The sequence below is a fragment of the Brevundimonas diminuta genome, assembly GCF_050310045.1.
In the GTDB taxonomy this organism is placed as follows: Bacteria; Pseudomonadota; Alphaproteobacteria; order Caulobacterales; family Caulobacteraceae; genus Brevundimonas; species Brevundimonas diminuta_F.
Genome location: NZ_CP190005.1, coordinates 2467385 through 2483925, shown reverse-complemented (window position 1 = coordinate 2483925; position 16541 = coordinate 2467385). Strand labels below are relative to the sequence as shown.

Here is a 16541-nt window from a genome sequence, read left to right as displayed (position 1 = left end):
GATAAGTTAAGAGGACGTGATTACGACTTTTCGTGGGCCGCGCCAACTGTCGAACGGCGCTCGGACAGGAAGCTGTCCAGGATCAACAGCAAGACGCCGACGGTGATTCCGCTGTCGGCGATGTTGAATATCCACGGAAACAGGCCCGTGCCGGAAAAGTCGAGGAAATCGACTACGCCGCCGAAACGGATGCGATCGATGACATTGCCGATCGCCCCTCCCATGACCAGGCCGACGGCCGCGACCAGCAGGCGCCGGTTCGCCCGCGTCGCCCACCAGGCCAGCAGCCCGGCGACGATGACGGAGAAGGCGCTCAGGATCCAGCGCCCTGCGCCGCCGCCGAACAGGCCGAAGCTGACGCCCGTGTTCAGCACATAGGTCAGGTTGAATACGGGGGGCGCGACCTCGGCGATGCGATAGCCGTCAGGGATGTTGGAGATATGAGAGGCGTCGATGGCCCCCAGCACCCAGGCCTTGGTCAGCTGGTCCAGGATGATGACGGCCAGGGCGATGCCGTAGGCGACGAGCGCGAGACGGGAAATCTTCATGTCCAGCCGGTTAGCAGGAAGACGTTCGGCGGCGAAGAGGGAAAGCGCAGGAGCGCCGATCGCCGCATGGCCTTCCCCCGCAGTTTTCCCCCGCTATAAGCGGCGGCATGACCCTGCCTCATCCGCTGCCCCGCCTGTCTTCGGTCGCTGACGACTATGACATCCTGCTCTGCGACGTATGGGGCGTGATCCACAACGGCCGCGAAAGCTGGCCGGCGGCCTGCGACGCCCTGACGAAGTTCAATGAGAAGGGCGGCCATGTCGTCCTGATCTCCAACTCGCCGCGTCCGTCGCAGGACGTGATGGCGCAGCTGGATTCGCTGGGCGTGCCGCGCAGCGCCTGGAAGGCCTTCGTCACCTCGGGCGACGCCACCCGCATGGAGCTGGCGCGTCGGGCGCCCGGACCGGCCTGGATCATCGGGCCGGATCGCGACTTCGTCCTCTATGAAGGTCTGGGCCTGACCAGCGCCCATGATGCGCAGGGCGCCGCCTTCATCTCCGTCACCGGCCCCTATGACGACACGACCGAGACGCCTGAGGATTATCGCGAACGCCTGACGCCTGCTGTCGAACGCGGGCTGGAGCTGATCTGCGCCAACCCCGACCGGGTGGTCCAGCGCGGCGATACGATCATCTATTGCGGCGGCGCTATCGCTGACCTGTATGAGCAGATGGGCGGCCGCGTGGTCATGGCGGGCAAGCCGTTCGCCCCCATCTACGCCCTGGCGCTGAAGGAGGCCGAGGCCCTGTTGGGCCGCCCGGTCGACCGCTCGCGCGTGCTGTGCATCGGCGACGGGGTCATCACCGATGTTCTGGGCGCCGCCGAGCAAGCGCTGGACTGCCTGTTTATCGCACAGGGCATCCACGGCGATGTCGCCAAGGGCGCCGACGGCGCGCTGGATCCGGCCCGTGCAGGCGAACTGTTGCGGGCGGAAACAACCTTTGCGCGGTATGCTGCGCTGGAACTGACCTGGTAAGTCTCGCCATTTCGTCGCACCTGCCTTAAAGGCGGCTCATGGTTGATCTGGTCCAAGCGCACCCGTCGGGCGGTTATATCCTCGACGAACTCCACGTCGGCATGGCCGCCGAGAAGACGGTTCACGTCACTGAAGAGCGGATTCGCCTGTTCGCCGAGGCGTCGGACGACTTCAATCCGGTGCATCTGGACGAAGCCTTCGCGGCCAAGACGGCCTATCGCGGCCGGATCGCCCACGGCCTGCTGTCGGCGGCTTTCGGTTCGGCGGTGGTGGGGACCATCCTGCCGGGCGCAGGCTCGATCTACATCTCCCAGACCCTGTCGTTCCACTTCCCCGTGCGGATCGGCGACACGGTGCGCATCGTCATCACCGTCATCGCCCTGGACCATGACAGCGCGCGCGGCGAGCTGCGTTGCGAGGGCTTTGTCGAGGACAAGCTGATCATGGACGGCGTGGCCGTCGTGCGCGTGCCGCGCCGCCGCAAGCCCTCGGCGCGCTGAGAGAGCCGCCCGAAGTGGTCGAAGTCATTCGCGACTGGCGGGGTCTGACCGACGCGCAGCAGGGGGCGGCCGTGGCCGTGGGCGCCTTCGACGGCGTGCACCGCGGCCATCAGGCGGTCATCGCCTCCGCGCGGGATGCAGCCCGGCGTATGGGCGTGCCGCTGGGCGTCGTCAGCTTCGACCCTCATCCGCGCCGCCTGTTCCAGCCCGATGCAGCGCCCTTCCGCCTGATGACCCCGGAACAGATCGCCGCCGCCCTGGCGCCGTTGGGCGTCGACCGCCTTTATCTGCTGCCGTTCGACCGCGAGATGGCGGGCATGACGGACGAGGAATTCGCCCGCCGCGTCCTGTCCGAAGGCCTTGGGATCAAGCACGCCGCCGTCGGCTTCGACTTCACCTTCGGCAAGGGGCGCTCCGGCTCGCCCGCCCTGCTGCAGACCTATGGCGAGGCGCTGGGCTTTACGGTCTCCGTCACCGACCGCATCGACGATGCTTCCGGTCTGAAACTGTCGTCCAGCGCGGTGCGTGAGGCGCTGAAGGCGGGCGACATGGACCGCGCCGCCGCCATCCTTGGCCGCCCCTTCGCCATTCGCGGCGAGGTCATCCACGGCGACAAGCGCGGCCGCACCATCGGCGTTCCCACCGCCAACATCGCCATGGGCGAGTATATGCGCCCGGCCTATGGGATCTATGCGACCCGCACCCGCCTGCCCGACGGCCGGGTGGTCAAGGGCGTCGCCAATCTGGGCGTGCGCCCGATGTTCGAGATCGAAGAGCCGCTGCTGGAAATCTGGCTGCTGGATTTCGACGAGAGCCTTTATGGTCAGGTTCTGGAGACCGAACTGATCGCCTTCCTGCGGGGCGAGATGAAGTTCGACGGTCTTGATGCGCTCAAGACCCAGATCGACGCGGATGCAGAAGCGGCGAGGGCTGTTCTGGGCTGACGCCTCAGCCCGGCGCCTTTTCAGCGATGGCCATCAGGTCGTCGTGCAGCGACTTGCCCTTGTCGTCGATGATGTCGGCGATGCGCCACATCGGGCCTTCTTTCAGCAGTTTCAGCGTTCGGCGCTGATCCTGACCGTGGTTGGTGAAGACGACATCAGCCGTGGCCGCGCGCGGACCGTCGGGCGTCATCGTCACTGTTTTCAGCGCAAAGCCGTTGATGTCCTGACAGGCGCAGATCGGATCGTGGTCGAGGTAGGGGGCGCTGTTCGTGCGCTCGGCCTCGCGGTCGTCGACGCCGATCAGGGCGTTCATCGTGCGCGAATACAGCGGGTCGCGGCCGGGGGTGATGGTCGCCTCGGCCGGGTCGGGCGTATCGCGCGGCTCGGTCACGCGGGCGTAGAGGGCGCGCACGAAGGCCTCTGCGTCCTTTTCGCCAGCCGCATAGACGGCGGCGCGGCCGGTCAGGGCAGGGGCGGCCGTCTCAGCCGCCGCAGGGGCGCTGTTCTGTTCAGAGCAGGCGGCCGCCGTCAGGGCCAGCACCGCCGCCGTCGCCAGAGCTTGAACACGCATCCGATCCGTCTCCCTGTCTGTTGATCTGGACTATGGCGCATGGGGCCGCGGGTCTGCTAGAGCTTTCGCATCATGACCGTTTGCGTGATCCGCTCGATTTCGATTAGCCGCCCGGCGTAGCGCTGCAGGGCTGACAGCCCCGCGCACGTCGGGATTTCTCGAAACATTTCGCCGGCAAGACGCCGCCTTGAGCCATCAGGGCATGGGCCGTCCGGCGCCTTCACGCTAGACTGACGCCCGACGCCGTTTTCAAGACGGCTGTGCGCGCAAAGACGAAAAGACATTCCATGGCCGACGCCGACACCCAGACCCCTTCCGGCCGCGACTATCGCGACACCGTCTTCCTGCCAGAGACGCCGTTCCCGATGCGCGGCGGCCTGCCCAAGAAGGAGCCGGAAATCCTGGAGCAGTGGGGCGACCTCTATGGCCGTCTGCGCGCCATCCGTCAGGAGCAGAAGGCGCCGCTCTATGTGCTGCACGACGGCCCGCCCTACGCCAACGGCGACATCCACATCGGCCACGCGTTGAACAAGACGCTGAAGGACTTCGTGGTCCGCTCGCGTTTCCTGCTGGGCTATGACGTCGACTACGTGCCGGGCTGGGACTGCCACGGCCTGCCGATCGAGTGGAAGATCGAGGAGGAATTCCGCAAGAAGGGCCGCCGCAAGGACGAGGTGTCGAAGGAAGAGTTCCGCACCGCCTGCCGCGAATACGCCGGCAAATACATCGAGACGCAGCGTGATCAGTTCCTGCGTCTGGGCATCACCGGCGACTTCGCCAACCGCTACGCCACCATGGACTTCACGTCCGAGGCGACCATTGTGGCGGAGTTCCACAAGTTCAAGAACTCGGGCCAGCTGTATCGCGGCTCCAAGCCGGTGATGTGGTCGCCGGTCGAGCGCACGGCCCTGGCCGACGCTGAGGTCGAGTATCACGATCACGTCTCGCCCACGATCTGGGTCAAGTTCCCGGTGGTCGGCGCGACCGACAGCCACCCGGACGACCTGCTGACCTTCCGCGCGGCGACGCCCTCCATCGTCATCTGGACGACGACGCCGTGGACCATCCCGGCCAACCGCGCCATCAGCTACGGTCCGGAGATCAACTACGGCCTGTATGAGATCACGGCCCTGGAGGAAGGGCTGGACTATGAGCCGTGGGCCAAGCCGGGCGACCGCTTCATCCTCGCCGACAAACTGGCCGAGGACGTGTTCAAGGCCGCCAAGATCGCTGCCTGGACGCGCGTCTACGACATAGACCCGTCGGGTCTGGAGTGTGCCCATCCGCTGGCGGCGCTGGACAGCGGCTATGGCTTCTCGGTGCCGCTGCTGGCGGGCGACCACGTCACCGACGACGCCGGGACCGGCTTCGTCCACACGGCGCCGGGCCACGGCGCGGACGACTTCGCCGTCTGGCTGGCCCACGGTCATCGCGAGGTGCCGGACACGGTCGATCCCGACGGCGCCTATTATGAGCATGTGCCCCTGTTCGCTGGCCTGAAGGTGCTGGAGACCGAAGGCAAGAAGACCGGCAAGTTCGGCCCCGCCAACGGCGCGGTGATGGAGAAGCTGATCGAGGCGGGCAATCTGCTGGCGCGCGGCCGGATGGAGCATTCCTATCCGCACAGCTGGCGCTCCAAGGCGCCGATCATCTTCCGCAATACGCCGCAGTGGTTCATCCGCATGGATGAGGAACTGGAAGACGGCGCGACCCTGCGCGACCGGGCGCTGAACGCCATCGACGCCACCGCCTTCCACCCGGCGGCGGGCAAGAACCGCATCCGTTCGATGGTCGAGGGCCGCCCCGACTGGCTGATCAGCCGTCAGCGCGCCTGGGGCACGCCGCTGGCCATGTTCGTCGACAAGCAGACGGGCCAGCCCCTGCATGACCCCGAAGTCGACGCCCGCATCGTCAAGGCCGTGGCCGAGGGCGGCGCCGACGTCTGGTTCTCGACGCCCGACGCCGACTTCCTGGGCGCGCATGATCCCGAGCGGTTCGAGAAGGTCACGGACATCCTCGACGTCTGGTTCGATTCAGGCTCGACCCACGCCTTCACTATCGATCCGCGCACGGCGGCGAGCGGCTATGCCGGCGACCGCCCGTCGCACTGGCCCGCCGACCTCTATCTGGAGGGCTCGGACCAGCACCGCGGCTGGTTCCAGTCGTCGCTGCTGGAAGGCTGCGGCACGCGCGGACGCGCCCCGTTCAACGCGGTCCTGACCCACGGCTTCACCCTGGACGAGAACGGGGAGAAGATGTCGAAGTCGCGGGGCAATACGACCGACCCCCTGACCATCATCAAGGAATCCGGCGCCGACATCCTGCGCTTGTGGGTGGCCCTGGTCGACTATTCGGACGACCAGCGCATCGGCAAGCAGATCCTGCAGACCACAGTCGACGCCTATCGCAAGCTGAGGAACACCGTCCGCTATCTGCTGGGCGCGCTGAACGGCTTCGACGAGGCCGAGCGCCTGACCGATTACGACCAGTTCCCGCCGCTGGAGAAGTTTATCCTGCATCGCTTGTGGGAGCTGGACGCCCAGGTGCGTCAGGCCTACGCCGAATACCGCTTCCAGGACGTGGTGCGCCCGGTGCTGGAGTTCTGCTCGGGCGATCTGTCGGCCCTCTATTTCGACGTGCGCAAGGACAGCCTCTATTGCGACCGTCCCGACAGCATCAAGCGCCGCGCCGTGCGCACGGTGATGGACGAGGTGTTCAGCCGCCTGACCGCCTGGCTGGCGCCGCTGACGCCCTTCACCATGGACGAAGCGTGGACGACGCGCTTCCCTGAAGCTGGCACCAACTGCGCGCGGGTGATCCCCAATACCCCCGCCGAGTGGGAAAACGCGGCCGAGGCGGCGCGCTGGGCCAAGGTCGAGACGGTGCTGGAAGAGGTCAACGAGGCCCTGGAAGCCGCCCGTCGCGACAAGGTCATCGGCGGCGCTCTGGACGCCTGGCCGGTGGTCACGGCCCCGGCCGAACTGCTGGCCCCGTTCGAGGGACTGGACGCCGCCGAGGTGTTCCGCACCTCGGGCGCCGAACTGGTCGCGGGCGGCGATGCAGTGACCGTCGAGGTGAAGACGGCGGACTATCCCAAGTGCGCTCGCTCCTGGCGCCGTGTGCCGGACGTCGGCTCCGACGCCGACTACCCCGACCTGTCGGCCCGCGACGCTGACACGGTGCGCTGGCTGGACGCGCGCAAGGCGTAAAGGATCAGGCCCCTCCGTTACGACGGCGGGGCCTTTTTCTTCCTTCTCCCCTTGAGGGAGAAGGTGGCAGGCGAAGTCTGACGGATGAGGGGTGTGTGCGCAGCGGCCTAAAACGACTGTCGCGGCGCCGAACCGCCGGAACTTTAAACGTCGCGCCGACACCCCTCATCCGAGCGCCTCCGGCGCCCACTTTCTCCCTCAAGGGGAGAAGGGAGTGGCCTAGAGCCGCACCCTCTGCTCGGCCGATTTCAGCGTCGAGCGGACGAAGTCGGCGGGCGGGTCGGTTTCGGCCAGGACGGCTTCCTTGATGGCGCGCGGCTCGCCGAACAGGTGGCCCTGGCCCATGGCGATATCCAGTTCGAGGATGTCGACGACCTGTTTCTCGCTCTCGACCTTCTCGGCGATCAGTTCCAGGCCGTGACGGCGGGTCAGGGGGGCGAAGTCCCCTGCGCGGATGTCCGGCTGGCTGGGCAGGGGGGCGGCGCCGTCCAGATCGAGAAGCTGCTCGATGAGCAGGTCGGCCGCCACCTTGATGAAGCGCACGTCCGAGCGCTGCAGGTCGGCGAAGTCCAGATCCAGCGTCTGCACCTTGTCGATGGAGAAGCGGAAGCCCAGGTCGGCCAGCTTGGCCATGTTGCGCGCCTCGACGGCGCCGCGCGCGTCGAACGTCGCCTGGCCCAGTTCGAAGATCAGGGCGTCCTTCAGGTCGCGGTTCTGGCTCAGGAAGTCGAGGAACTGCGGGAAGAAGGTCTCGTCGCCCAGAGACGCCAGCGAGATGTTGCAGAAGACTCCGACCTTGCGGTCCTGCCCGGCCAGACGCCGCACGATCTGGGCGCAGCGGAACAGCAGCAGATTGTCGATGGCGGGCAGCAGGCCTTCGCCTTCGGCCACCGACAGGTATTCGGCGGGCATCATCACCCGGTTGGACGGGTCGCGCAGGCGGGTGAAGCTTTCATAATATACCGTCCGCCGCTGAGGCAGGGTCACGACGGGCTGCAGATACAGGTCGACGCGGTTCTCGCTCAGGGCGTCGTGGACGGTCTTCAGCAGGGTGTTCGACTGGACCTGACGACGGCCCTCGAAGGTGTCGGCGGTCAGGGTGGAGGCGGCCAGCCGTTCTTCGATGGATTCGCTCATCTGCTGGACCAGGCCTTCCAGCATCCGCACTTCGCCGGTCAGGGCGTCGGTGCGCGACAGGGCGCCGGTCTCGATGGCCTGCGCCAGTTCGGTCAGGGCGCCTTGCGTCGACTCCATCGCATCGGCCAGCAGGCGGTGGGCCTCGCGCACCTTGCCGATCTCCAGACGCAGGGCGCGTCGGTCGGCCATGCCGGTGACGATGGCGTGGGCGCCGGTCATGATCCCCAGCGCGCCCAGCACTCCGGCTGCGCCTGCGCCCGCTCCAAGACCGGCGCGCCAGATCATCGCCCCGATGGTCAGGGCGAGGAACAGGTAGCCGAAGAACAGGAAGCCGCCGGTGATCTTTCGCATGGGGCCGGTCAGAACCGCCTTTCCCTATAGAATCGATCAAGTATCACGTTAACGAAGCCTAACGGCTAGGGTCTGCGCGGATAAACGGGCGGTAAAAGGAGGTTAACGCATGGAATTGTTCGATCTGAGCGGCAAGGTCGCCATCATCACCGGCTCTTCCAAGGGAATCGGCAAGGCCATCGCCGAGCGTTTGGCCGAACACGGGGCGCGCGTCGTCATCTCCTCGCGCAAGGCCGGGCCGTGCGAAGAGGTCGCCGTCGCCATCAATGAAAAGCACGGCGAGGGCCGCGCCATCGCCATTCCCGCCAACATAGCCTCCAAGGAAGACCTGCAGCGGCTGGTGGACGACACCCGCGCCGCCTTCGGCCGGATCGACATTCTGGTCTGTAACGCGGCGAGCAATCCCTACGCCGGGCCGATGGCGGGCATCAGCGACGAGCAGTTCGAGAAAATCCTTCAGAACAACGTCATCTCCAACCACTGGCTGATCGGCATGGTCGCACCGGAGATGGTGGAGCGGAAAGACGGGGCGATCCTGTTGATCTCGTCCATCGGCGGGCTTCGCGGGAACGCTTTGATCGGCGCCTACAACATCTCCAAGGCGGCGGACATGCAGCTGGCGCGCAATCTGGCGGTCGAATACGGGCCGTCGAACGTGCGGGTGAACTGCATCGCGCCGGGCCTGGTCCAGACCGATTTCGCCAAATACCTGTGGGAAAATCCGGAGCTGCTGAAGACCGTCACCGACCCCGCGCCGCTGAAAAGGATCGGCCAGCCGGATGAAATCGCGGGCACGGCGGTCTATCTGTGCAGTCCTGCGTCGGCCTATGTGACCGGCCAGACCCTTGTGGTGGACGGCGGACTGACGATTGCCTGGTGAAAACAACAACACGCGTTCAAGCCACCCCAAGGGCGATAGCGCCGTAAAGGTCGGGCAGGACTTCGTCTGGCGACTGGAGGCGGCGGCGTTTCGCGGGCTGTTCGGCTTTCTGCGCCTGCTGGGCGTCGAGGGGGCCTCGGGGTTCGGCGGTTGGCTGTTGCGGACGCTGGGGCCGCTGACCGGGACGCAGAAGACGGTAATGCGCAACCTGCGTATCGCCTTCCCCGACATGGACGAGGGCGAACGCAAGCGTCTGGCCGTGGATCAGTGGGAGCAGACGGGGCGCACCTTCGCCGAGCTGGCGGTCATGGACCGGCTGACGCCTGAGAGCGGCCGTATCGATCTGGTCGGCATGGAGCGGCTGCACGCCATCCGCGACTCTGGCCGCCCAGTGGTGCTGATCTCGGGGCATCTGGCCAATTTCGAGGTCATGGCGGCGGTCATCATGGCGGCGGGGGTGCCGTGTCAGGTGACCTATCGCGCGGCCAACAACCCTTACGTCGACGCCCTGATCCGCCAGAGCCGCGAGCGCTACGGCATCAAGCTGTTCGCGCCCAAGGGCGACGGCACGCGCGAGCTGATGGCGGGGATGAAGCGCGGCGAGTCCATCGCCCTGCTGGTCGATCAGAAATACAGCCAGGGGCCGGAAGTCGAGTTCTTCGGCCAGCCGGTCAACGCCTCGCCCGGCGCGGCGCGCATGGCGCTGAAGTTCGGCACGGTGATGCAGCCCCTGTCGGTGGTGCGCCTGCCCGGCGTGCGGTTCCGCGTCACGGCGCATGAGCCGATCGCCGTGCCTGATACCGGCGACAAGGCCGCCGATGTTCTGGCGGGCGTGCAGGCGGCGAACCGCTTTGTCGAAGACCGGGTGCGCGAATATCCGGTCGACTGGTTCTGGGTGCACAAGCGCTGGCCGCCCCAGGTCTATGAGGCGCTGGCGGCGTCTGACGCCTAATCCAGCACGCCGTCATCCGAGCGGCGGAAGGGACCGGCGTAGCCGACGGTTCCTGTGCGGCGCCGATCCGGGCCGAAATAGCCCGGTGCGCGCACGAAGGGGCGGGGACGCAGGATCACCGCCTCTAGACGCGTCAGCAGGGTCTTGGCCTTTACCGGCTTGGCCACGAACTCGGTGACGCCCGCGTCGCGCGCCTCGGTCACGCGGCTTTTTTCAGAATGGCCGGTCATCATGATGACCGGCAGATAGGGATTGGGGCTGTCCGACTCATTACGGATCGCGCGGGTGAAGGCGACGCCGTCCATCGGCTTCATGCGGAAGTCGACGATGGCGATGTCGACAGCGTCCTGACGCAGGATCTCCAGCGCCGCCGCGCCGTCTTCGGCCTCGGTCAGCCGGCCCACGCCGACGGACTTCAGCATGGCGGCGACGATGGCGCGCATATTGGGGTTGTCGTCGGCCAGCAGGACGTGGATCGAACTCAGGGCGGACATCGGGACCGGCAGGACTGAAGACGGAAGGGAAGACGTGAGGCGCAGACCGGTTCAGAGGGCGGCCAGATATTCCCTCGGCCCGGCATAGGCCTCCTGCTTCTCGACCGACCAGTAGCGCAGGGCGGTCAGGGGAATGGCCGCCCCGCTGACGGCGCAGCGCACGAAGGCGCCGGCGGACAGCACGGCGAACTCGCCGTCGCCATAGTGCAGTGTGGCCGTCTGGCCAGAGGTTGCGGAAGAAGCTTGCGTGTTCATGGCGCCATCATAGCGTGAAGCCCGTGCGGGACGAGAGGCGAATCGCCGTCATCTGAACGTCCGCCGTTCACAAAATCGGAAGTGCCATGTCCCGCTTGCCTGTTGATCTTCTGGCCGCCGCTGTTTCCGCCGCCGTTCTGGCCGCCGCGCCGGGCGCGCTGGCGCAGGAGGGGGCGGCTGCGCGCCCGACCATTCGCGAGTTGGGGCGAGCGCCGGGCATATTGTCGTCGGGCCCGCTGAACGCCATCACCGACGTGGCGGGGGTCAAGGTGGGGCAGGTGACGCTGCGTTCGGGCGACAGCGTCCGCACCGGCGTGACCGCCATCGTGCCGCACGGGGGCTCCCTGTTCCGCGACAAGGTTCCGGCCGGGCTGTCGGTCGCCAACGGCTTCGGCAAGCTGGCGGGCGCGACCCAGATCATGGAGCTGGGCGAGATCGAGACGCCCATTGTCCTGACCAACACCCTGTCCGTGGCGCGGGGGATCGACGGGGTTCTGGACTGGACGCTCAAGCAGCCGGGGCATGAGGACGTCCGCTCGGTCAACGCCGTGGTGGGCGAGACGAACGACGGCGGGCTGAACGACATCCGCGCGCGCGTCGTGACGGCCGCCGATGTGGTGCGGGCCATCGAGACGGCGACGCCAGGGTCGGTCGAACAAGGCGCGGTCGGCGCCGGGACGGGCACCATCGCGTTCGGGTTCAAGGGCGGGATCGGCACGAGTTCGCGAAAGCTGCCCGACAGTCTGGGCGGCTTCACCGTGGGTGTGCTGGTGCAGTCGAACTATGGCGGCGCATTGAGCATCGACGGGGCGCCGGTCGGGGTGCGGCTGGGCCGCTACTACCTGCGCGAAGAGGTGGAGAATGAGCGCGCCGACGGCTCCATCATGATCATTGTGGCGACCGATGCGCCGCTGTCGGACCGCAATCTGGAGCGGCTGGCGAACCGCGCCTTCGCCGGTCTGGCGCGGACGGGGGCGGCTTTCTCGAACGGGTCGGGAGACTATGCGATCGCTTTTTCGACGGCGGAAGGCGTGCGGCGCACGCCTGAGCGCCGGGCGGGGCAGGCGATGGTCGCGGACTGGCCCAATGACCGGATATCGCCCTTGTTCGTCGCGGTCGCCGAGGCGACGGAGGAGGCCATCCTCAACTCCCTGCTGAAGGCGCAGACGACGACCTCGGTGATCGACGGTAAGACGGTGACGGTCGAGGCGCTGGACATCGAGGCGGTGAAGGCGGTGCTGGGCGAGACGGCAAATCCTTAGAGCGCCGCCCCTGAAAACTCCGCTCATCCCGGCGTCCGCCGGGATGAGCGGAGTTTTCAGGGGTCAGAACAGGTCGCCCTGACCCGCAGGCGGGGCCTTTGGACGCGGTGCTGTCTTGGGCGCAGGCGTCGGGCGCGGCGTTGAACCTTCGCCGTCGATGGTCGCGTCCTTGGCTCCGTCGCTGAAGACGATCCGCACCGCCTGCCCCGGCGACAGGGCGGAGGCTGAGGCGATCATGGCGCCGTCGGCGTCCTCGATGCGGGCGAAGCCGGGCTTGGGCGTCTTGGGGTTCAGCGTCGTCAGGGCGCGGGACAGGGCGGCGAGGCGGTCCTCGGCGCGCTCCAGCCGACGCGGCATGACGCCGTCCAGACGCACGCTCAGCGCCTCCAGCCGCGCCTGTCTCTGATCGAGGCGGCGGTGCAGCGGCGCGGGGCTGAGGCGGCCCGCCGTCTGCAACAGGCGGCGCTCGTTGCGGGCGACTCCGGCCTGCAGCGCGGAAGTCAGACGGTCGGCGGCGCCGCGCAGGCGGTCCTGTCCGCGCTCGACGCGGGCGCGCAGCAGGCCGGGCGTCAGCCGGCCAGCCGCGACCGCCAACTGCCGCTCATGCACGGCGACGTTGCGGTGCAGCCCCGAACCGAGGCGACTGGCGGCGAGGTCCAGCCGTTGCTGCGGCAGGGCCAGCAGATCTTCGGGCCGGGCGGGAAGGCCACGTGCGACGGCGCGCAGGCGGGTGCGGCGGTCTTCCAGCATCCGCGCCCCGGCGCGCGACAGCCGCCCTTCCAGATCGCTGAGCGCCCAGCGCAGGTCGGCCAGCACCGGCGTCGCGATCTCGGCCGCCCCGGTCGGGGTCGGCGCCCGGCGGTCCGACACGAAGTCGATCAGGGTGGTGTCCGTCTCGTGTCCCACGGCCGAGATGATGGGGATGCGGGCGGCCGCGACCGTGCGGGCCAGCGCTTCGTCGTTGAAGCACCACAGATCCTCGACCGAGCCGCCGCCGCGCGCGACGATCAGCAGGTCGGGGCGAGGGATGGAGCCGTCCGGTGTCATCTGGTCAAAGCCGCGGATGGCGTTGGCGACCTGACCGCTGGCGGCGTCGCCTTGAACCACCACCGGCCAGACGATGACGCGGCAGGGCCAGCGTTCGGCGATGCGGTGCAGGATGTCGCGGATGACGGCGCCGGTCGGGCTGGTGATGACGCCGATGGTGGCGGGGAAGGTCGGCAGGGCCTTTTTCTTCGCCGGGTCGAACAGGCCCTCGTCGCGCAAGCGGACCTTCAGCCGCTCCAATTGGGCCAGCAGGGCGCCCGCGCCTGCCGCCTCCATGCTCTCGATCACGATCTGATAGGAGGACCGCGCCGGATAGGAGGTGATCTTGCCCGTGACGATGACCTCCAGCCCCGTCTCGGGCTGGACGCCCAGGCCGCGCACCACGCCCTTCCAGATCACGCCGTCGATGGCCGACTTGTCGTCCTTCAGCGTCAGATAGACGTGGCCCGAGGCGTGGCGGTTCACCTTGGAGATCTCGCCGCGCAACCGCACATGGCCGAAGCGTTCCTCCAGCGTGCGCTTCAGCGCGAAGCTCAGCTCCGAGATCGACAGCGGCGGATTGTTGTCGCGGGCGGGCTGCGGGGGCGCGCCCTCGAAGGGGTAGTCGTCGTCGGAGGTCATGAAGGCACCCTAGCCGTCGCCGTCGCGCGGGCAAAGACGGCTCGCAGCAAAGAGGGATAAGCGGAACAGGCGGCCACGGCCGCGCGTTCGCCTGTCATGACCATGCCGTCTGAACCCCCGCCGGAAGACGACACGCCCGCCGATGAGGCGGAAGAGCGTGAACTGGCCCGTCGCAGCAATAATCCAGCGCTCAGTCCGTGGCTGGTGCTGGGGCTGTCCTGATGCTCGGGGTGGGCGTTTATGTAGTTTCGGCCCTGATCTAGAGACAGGAGAGCGTGATGATGAAGACTTTGTTCGCCGCCGCCTCGGCCGCCGCGCTGCTGGCGGCCTGTTCGCCGGCGCCGTCCGCAGAAACTCCGGATGAAGCGACGTCCGACGCCGCCTCGGCCCCTGCGGGACCCAAGGCGCTGGGCCTGACGGAGGCGCAACTGGAGGGCGCCGACATCATTACGCCGCGCGGCGTTGATCTGGGCGAGGTGCAGCGGGTCGACGTGGATTCCTCGGGCGTCATCACCGGCCTGATCGTCGAGCCGAAGGGCGAGGGCGGGCCGCGCTGGGTCCGCATTCCGCTGGATGGTCTGACGCCCGTAAAGGAGGGCTCCGACTATGATCTGGAGGCGAACATGACGCTGGAGCAGTTGAAAGCCATGCCCGCCTGGGCGCCCTGATCCGAGCCCATCAGCCCTTCCGGCGCTTGACCCCGGCGGCGCGTGCGGCCATTCCGCGCTCATGAACATTCTGCTCGTCGGATCGGGAGGGCGCGAACACGCCCTGGCCTGGAAAATCGCCCAATCGCCGCTGACGACGCGGCTCGTCATTGCGCCCGGCAATCCGGGCATGGCCAGGCTGGGCGAGATGCGCCCGGATCTGAAGGCGACCGACGCCGAGGGTCTGGCGGCGCTGGCGCGTGAGATGAAGGCGGAACTGGTCGTGGTCGGCCCGGAATCGGCGCTGGCCGAGGGGCTGGCCGATCAGCTGGACGCGGCGGGCATCCCCTGCTTCGGCCCGACGCAGGCGGCGGCGCAGCTGGAGACGTCCAAGGCCTTCTCCAAGGCCTTCCTGCAGCGTCACGGCATCCCGACGGCGGGCTATGGCGTCTATGAAGACGTCGCCTCGGCCAAGGCGGCGCTGGATCAATATTCAGCCCCCTATGTCATCAAGGCCGACGGTCTGGCGGCGGGCAAGGGCGTGGCCATCAGCCCTGATCGCGCCGACGCCGAGGCCGAGATCGAGCGGATGCTGGGCGGCCGGTTCGGCGCGGCCGGTTCGCGCGTGGTGATCGAAGAATTCATGGACGGGGAGGAAGGCTCCCTCTTCGCCCTGTCGGACGGGACGCGGGCCGTGCTGTTCGGCGGCGCCCAGGATCACAAGCGCGCCTTCGACGGCGATCTGGGCCCGAACACCGGCGGTATGGGCGCCTATTCGCCCGCGCCTGTCTTCACGGCGGACTTCACCGAGGCGGCCAACGACCGCGTTGTCGTCCCCACCATTCAGAAGATGGCCGAGGAAGGCGCGCCCTATCGCGGCGTCCTCTATGTCGGGCTGATGGCGACGGCCGAAGGCCCCAAGGTGGTTGAGTTCAACGCCCGCTTCGGCGACCCGGAATGCCAGGTGCTGATGATGCGGCTGGACGGCGACGTCGTGCCGCTGCTGCTGGCCTGCGCGCGCGGCGACCTGACCCAGGCGCCCGTCCCGGTGTTCAAGCCGGGCGTGGTGATCTGCGTGGTGCTGGCGGCCAAGGGCTATCCCGACAGCCCGCTGGAAGGCTCGGTCATTCGCGGCGCCGATCAGGACTTCGGCCCGCACGTCCAGGTCTTCCATGCCGGGACGAAGCGGCGCGATGACGGAACGCTGACGGCGGCGGGCGGCCGGGTGCTGAACGTCTGCGCCTATGGCGACGACGTGGCCCAGGCGCGTGAACGCGCCTATGGGGCGATTGCGAAGATCGACTGGCCGGGCGGTTTCCACCGCACCGACATCGGCTGGCGGGCGCTGGAGCCGCGCTGACGCGGCCCGGGCGGCTTCCTGGGCGGCTTCAGGTCATCGCGAACAACAGCCGCCCTTCGCCCATGCGTTCGCGCAGGGGGACCAGGTCGGCGTGGGACACCGAGAAGCAGCCGTAGGACCGGCCCAGCTTGCCCTGGCGCGCCAGGAAGGCCGGGTCGGCGTAGTCGGCGCCGTGGATGATGATGGCCCGCTCGCGCGCCAGATTGTTGGAATACTCCAGCCCGTCCAACAGGACGTTCGGCCCCTGTTGGCTGCCCCAGCTGGCGCCCGCCGTGGCATAGGCGCCGATGGATGACATATGGCTGTCGGGCCGGTTCGAGAACTGCTGGGCGAAGCCTGAATGCGCGGGGTCCGAGCCGCGTCCGTGGCTGGTGCGATAGGCCGTGACCCAGCCGCCTTCCAGATCGACTTCATACAGGCGGTCCTCGCCCGAGAACTTCTGGAAATCGACCAGATACATCCGGTCGCGCTTCGAGATCTTGTGGCTGTGCACGTCCATGGAAGCGCGGGCGCGTTCGATCAGGTCCGGGCGGACGACGCCATGCGGATCGATCAGCGTTCCCGCCTCGGCGACGCGAACATGGGCCGGTGCAGGCCGGTCAGGCAGGGTGGGCAGAACCGGGGCCACGGCTCCGGCGAGATGCAGGTTTGAGGTCGAGGCGGCGGATGAACACCCCGCCAGCAGGGCGGAACCGCCCAGGATCAGTCCTCGTCTGGAAAGCCGCATGCGACGCCCCTCGCACGGTTAAACAACTGTATCGACTTGTTTCATGAAGCGTCGTTGGA

16 protein-coding genes are annotated in these 16541 nt (G+C 67.7%); 9 read left to right on the top strand and 7 right to left on the bottom strand.

The features are described 5' to 3' along the window. Positions 1 to 20 precede the first annotated feature (20 nt). The gene (gene lspA / locus ACORJG_RS11925) at positions 21 to 548 is read right to left on the bottom strand and encodes a signal peptidase II (protein WP_427789275.1); all 528 of its coding nucleotides are present in this window, start codon (positions 546 to 548) and stop codon (positions 21 to 23) included. 107 nt (positions 549 to 655) lie between these two features. Here lspA and ACORJG_RS11920 point away from each other — a divergent pair, with 107 nt between their 5' ends. Genes ACORJG_RS11920 through ACORJG_RS11910 form a run of 3 tightly spaced genes read left to right on the top strand, consistent with a single transcriptional unit; the run spans position 656 to position 2969 of the window. Then, positions 656 to 1525, top strand: coding sequence for a TIGR01459 family HAD-type hydrolase (locus ACORJG_RS11920; protein ID WP_427789273.1), 870 nt, complete (start codon positions 656 to 658; stop codon positions 1523 to 1525). A gap of 38 nt (positions 1526 to 1563) precedes the next feature. Further along, positions 1564 to 2025 (top strand): MaoC family dehydratase, encoded by a 462-nt coding sequence (locus tag ACORJG_RS11915; RefSeq protein ID WP_087141755.1) that lies wholly within the window; start codon positions 1564 to 1566, stop codon positions 2023 to 2025. 14 nt (positions 2026 to 2039) lie between these two features. Continuing rightward, positions 2040 to 2969, top strand: a complete 930-nt coding sequence (locus ACORJG_RS11910) for a bifunctional riboflavin kinase/FAD synthetase (protein WP_427789271.1) — start codon at positions 2040 to 2042, stop codon at positions 2967 to 2969. A 4-nt stretch (positions 2970 to 2973) separates the two neighbouring features. Here ACORJG_RS11910 and ACORJG_RS11905 read toward each other — a convergent pair whose 3' ends face one another. Next, complete coding sequence (locus ACORJG_RS11905; protein ID WP_427789269.1) at positions 2974 to 3540, bottom strand: DUF3828 domain-containing protein; 567 nt, start codon at positions 3538 to 3540, stop codon at positions 2974 to 2976. Between the two features lie 287 nt (positions 3541 to 3827). Here ACORJG_RS11905 and ileS point away from each other — a divergent pair, with 287 nt between their 5' ends. After that, positions 3828 to 6749, top strand: coding sequence for an isoleucine--tRNA ligase (gene ileS, locus ACORJG_RS11900; protein ID WP_427789267.1), 2922 nt, complete (start codon positions 3828 to 3830; stop codon positions 6747 to 6749). 219 nt (positions 6750 to 6968) lie between these two features. On the opposite strand, the gene ACORJG_RS11895 is transcribed toward ileS, so the two are convergent. After that, positions 6969 to 8237, bottom strand: coding sequence for an EAL domain-containing protein (locus ACORJG_RS11895; RefSeq protein ID WP_427789265.1), 1269 nt, complete (start codon positions 8235 to 8237; stop codon positions 6969 to 6971). 109 nt (positions 8238 to 8346) lie between these two features. On the opposite strand from ACORJG_RS11895, the gene ACORJG_RS11890 reads away from it, so the two are divergent. Then, positions 8347 to 9117, top strand: a complete 771-nt coding sequence (locus ACORJG_RS11890; RefSeq protein WP_427789263.1) for an SDR family NAD(P)-dependent oxidoreductase — start codon at positions 8347 to 8349, stop codon at positions 9115 to 9117. Beyond that, positions 9107 to 10069 (top strand): lysophospholipid acyltransferase family protein, encoded by a 963-nt coding sequence (locus ACORJG_RS11885; RefSeq protein ID WP_427789261.1) that lies wholly within the window; start codon positions 9107 to 9109, stop codon positions 10067 to 10069. The genes ACORJG_RS11890 and ACORJG_RS11885 overlap by 11 nt, the downstream gene beginning before the upstream one ends. Here ACORJG_RS11885 and ACORJG_RS11880 read toward each other — a convergent pair. Both ACORJG_RS11880 and ACORJG_RS11875 read right to left on the bottom strand, forming a co-directional pair. Next, on the bottom strand, positions 10066 to 10563 hold the full coding sequence (locus ACORJG_RS11880; RefSeq protein WP_427789259.1) for a response regulator: 498 nt from the start codon (positions 10561 to 10563) through the stop codon (positions 10066 to 10068). The two genes, ACORJG_RS11885 and ACORJG_RS11880, sit on opposite strands and share 4 nt — an antisense overlap. Positions 10564 to 10614: 51 nt before the next feature. Next, positions 10615 to 10818, bottom strand: coding sequence for a DUF2093 domain-containing protein (locus tag ACORJG_RS11875; protein WP_427789257.1), 204 nt, complete (start codon positions 10816 to 10818; stop codon positions 10615 to 10617). A gap of 86 nt (positions 10819 to 10904) precedes the next feature. On the opposite strand from ACORJG_RS11875, the gene ACORJG_RS11870 reads away from it, so the two are divergent. Beyond that, a complete protein-coding gene (locus ACORJG_RS11870; RefSeq protein WP_427789255.1) occupies positions 10905 to 12080 on the top strand; it encodes a P1 family peptidase in 1176 nt (391 codons plus the stop codon). Between the two features lie 63 nt (positions 12081 to 12143). Here ACORJG_RS11870 and xseA read toward each other — a convergent pair whose 3' ends face one another. Continuing rightward, positions 12144 to 13748 (bottom strand): exodeoxyribonuclease VII large subunit, encoded by a 1605-nt coding sequence (gene xseA / locus ACORJG_RS11865; protein ID WP_427789253.1) that lies wholly within the window; start codon positions 13746 to 13748, stop codon positions 12144 to 12146. Positions 13749 to 14026: 278 nt separating this feature from the next. On the opposite strand from xseA, the gene ACORJG_RS11860 reads away from it, so the two are divergent. Both ACORJG_RS11860 and purD read left to right on the top strand, forming a co-directional pair. Then, on the top strand, positions 14027 to 14416 hold the full coding sequence (locus ACORJG_RS11860) for a PRC-barrel domain-containing protein (RefSeq protein ID WP_427789251.1): 390 nt from the start codon (positions 14027 to 14029) through the stop codon (positions 14414 to 14416). Between the two features lie 61 nt (positions 14417 to 14477). Further along, positions 14478 to 15755, top strand: a complete 1278-nt coding sequence (purD, locus tag ACORJG_RS11855; RefSeq protein ID WP_427789249.1) for a phosphoribosylamine--glycine ligase — start codon at positions 14478 to 14480, stop codon at positions 15753 to 15755. A 28-nt stretch (positions 15756 to 15783) separates the two neighbouring features. Here purD and ACORJG_RS11850 read toward each other — a convergent pair whose 3' ends face one another. Then, entirely contained in the window at positions 15784 to 16482 is a 699-nt protein-coding gene (locus tag ACORJG_RS11850; protein WP_427789247.1) for a murein L,D-transpeptidase catalytic domain-containing protein, read from the bottom strand. Positions 16483 to 16541: the final 59 nt, after the last annotated feature.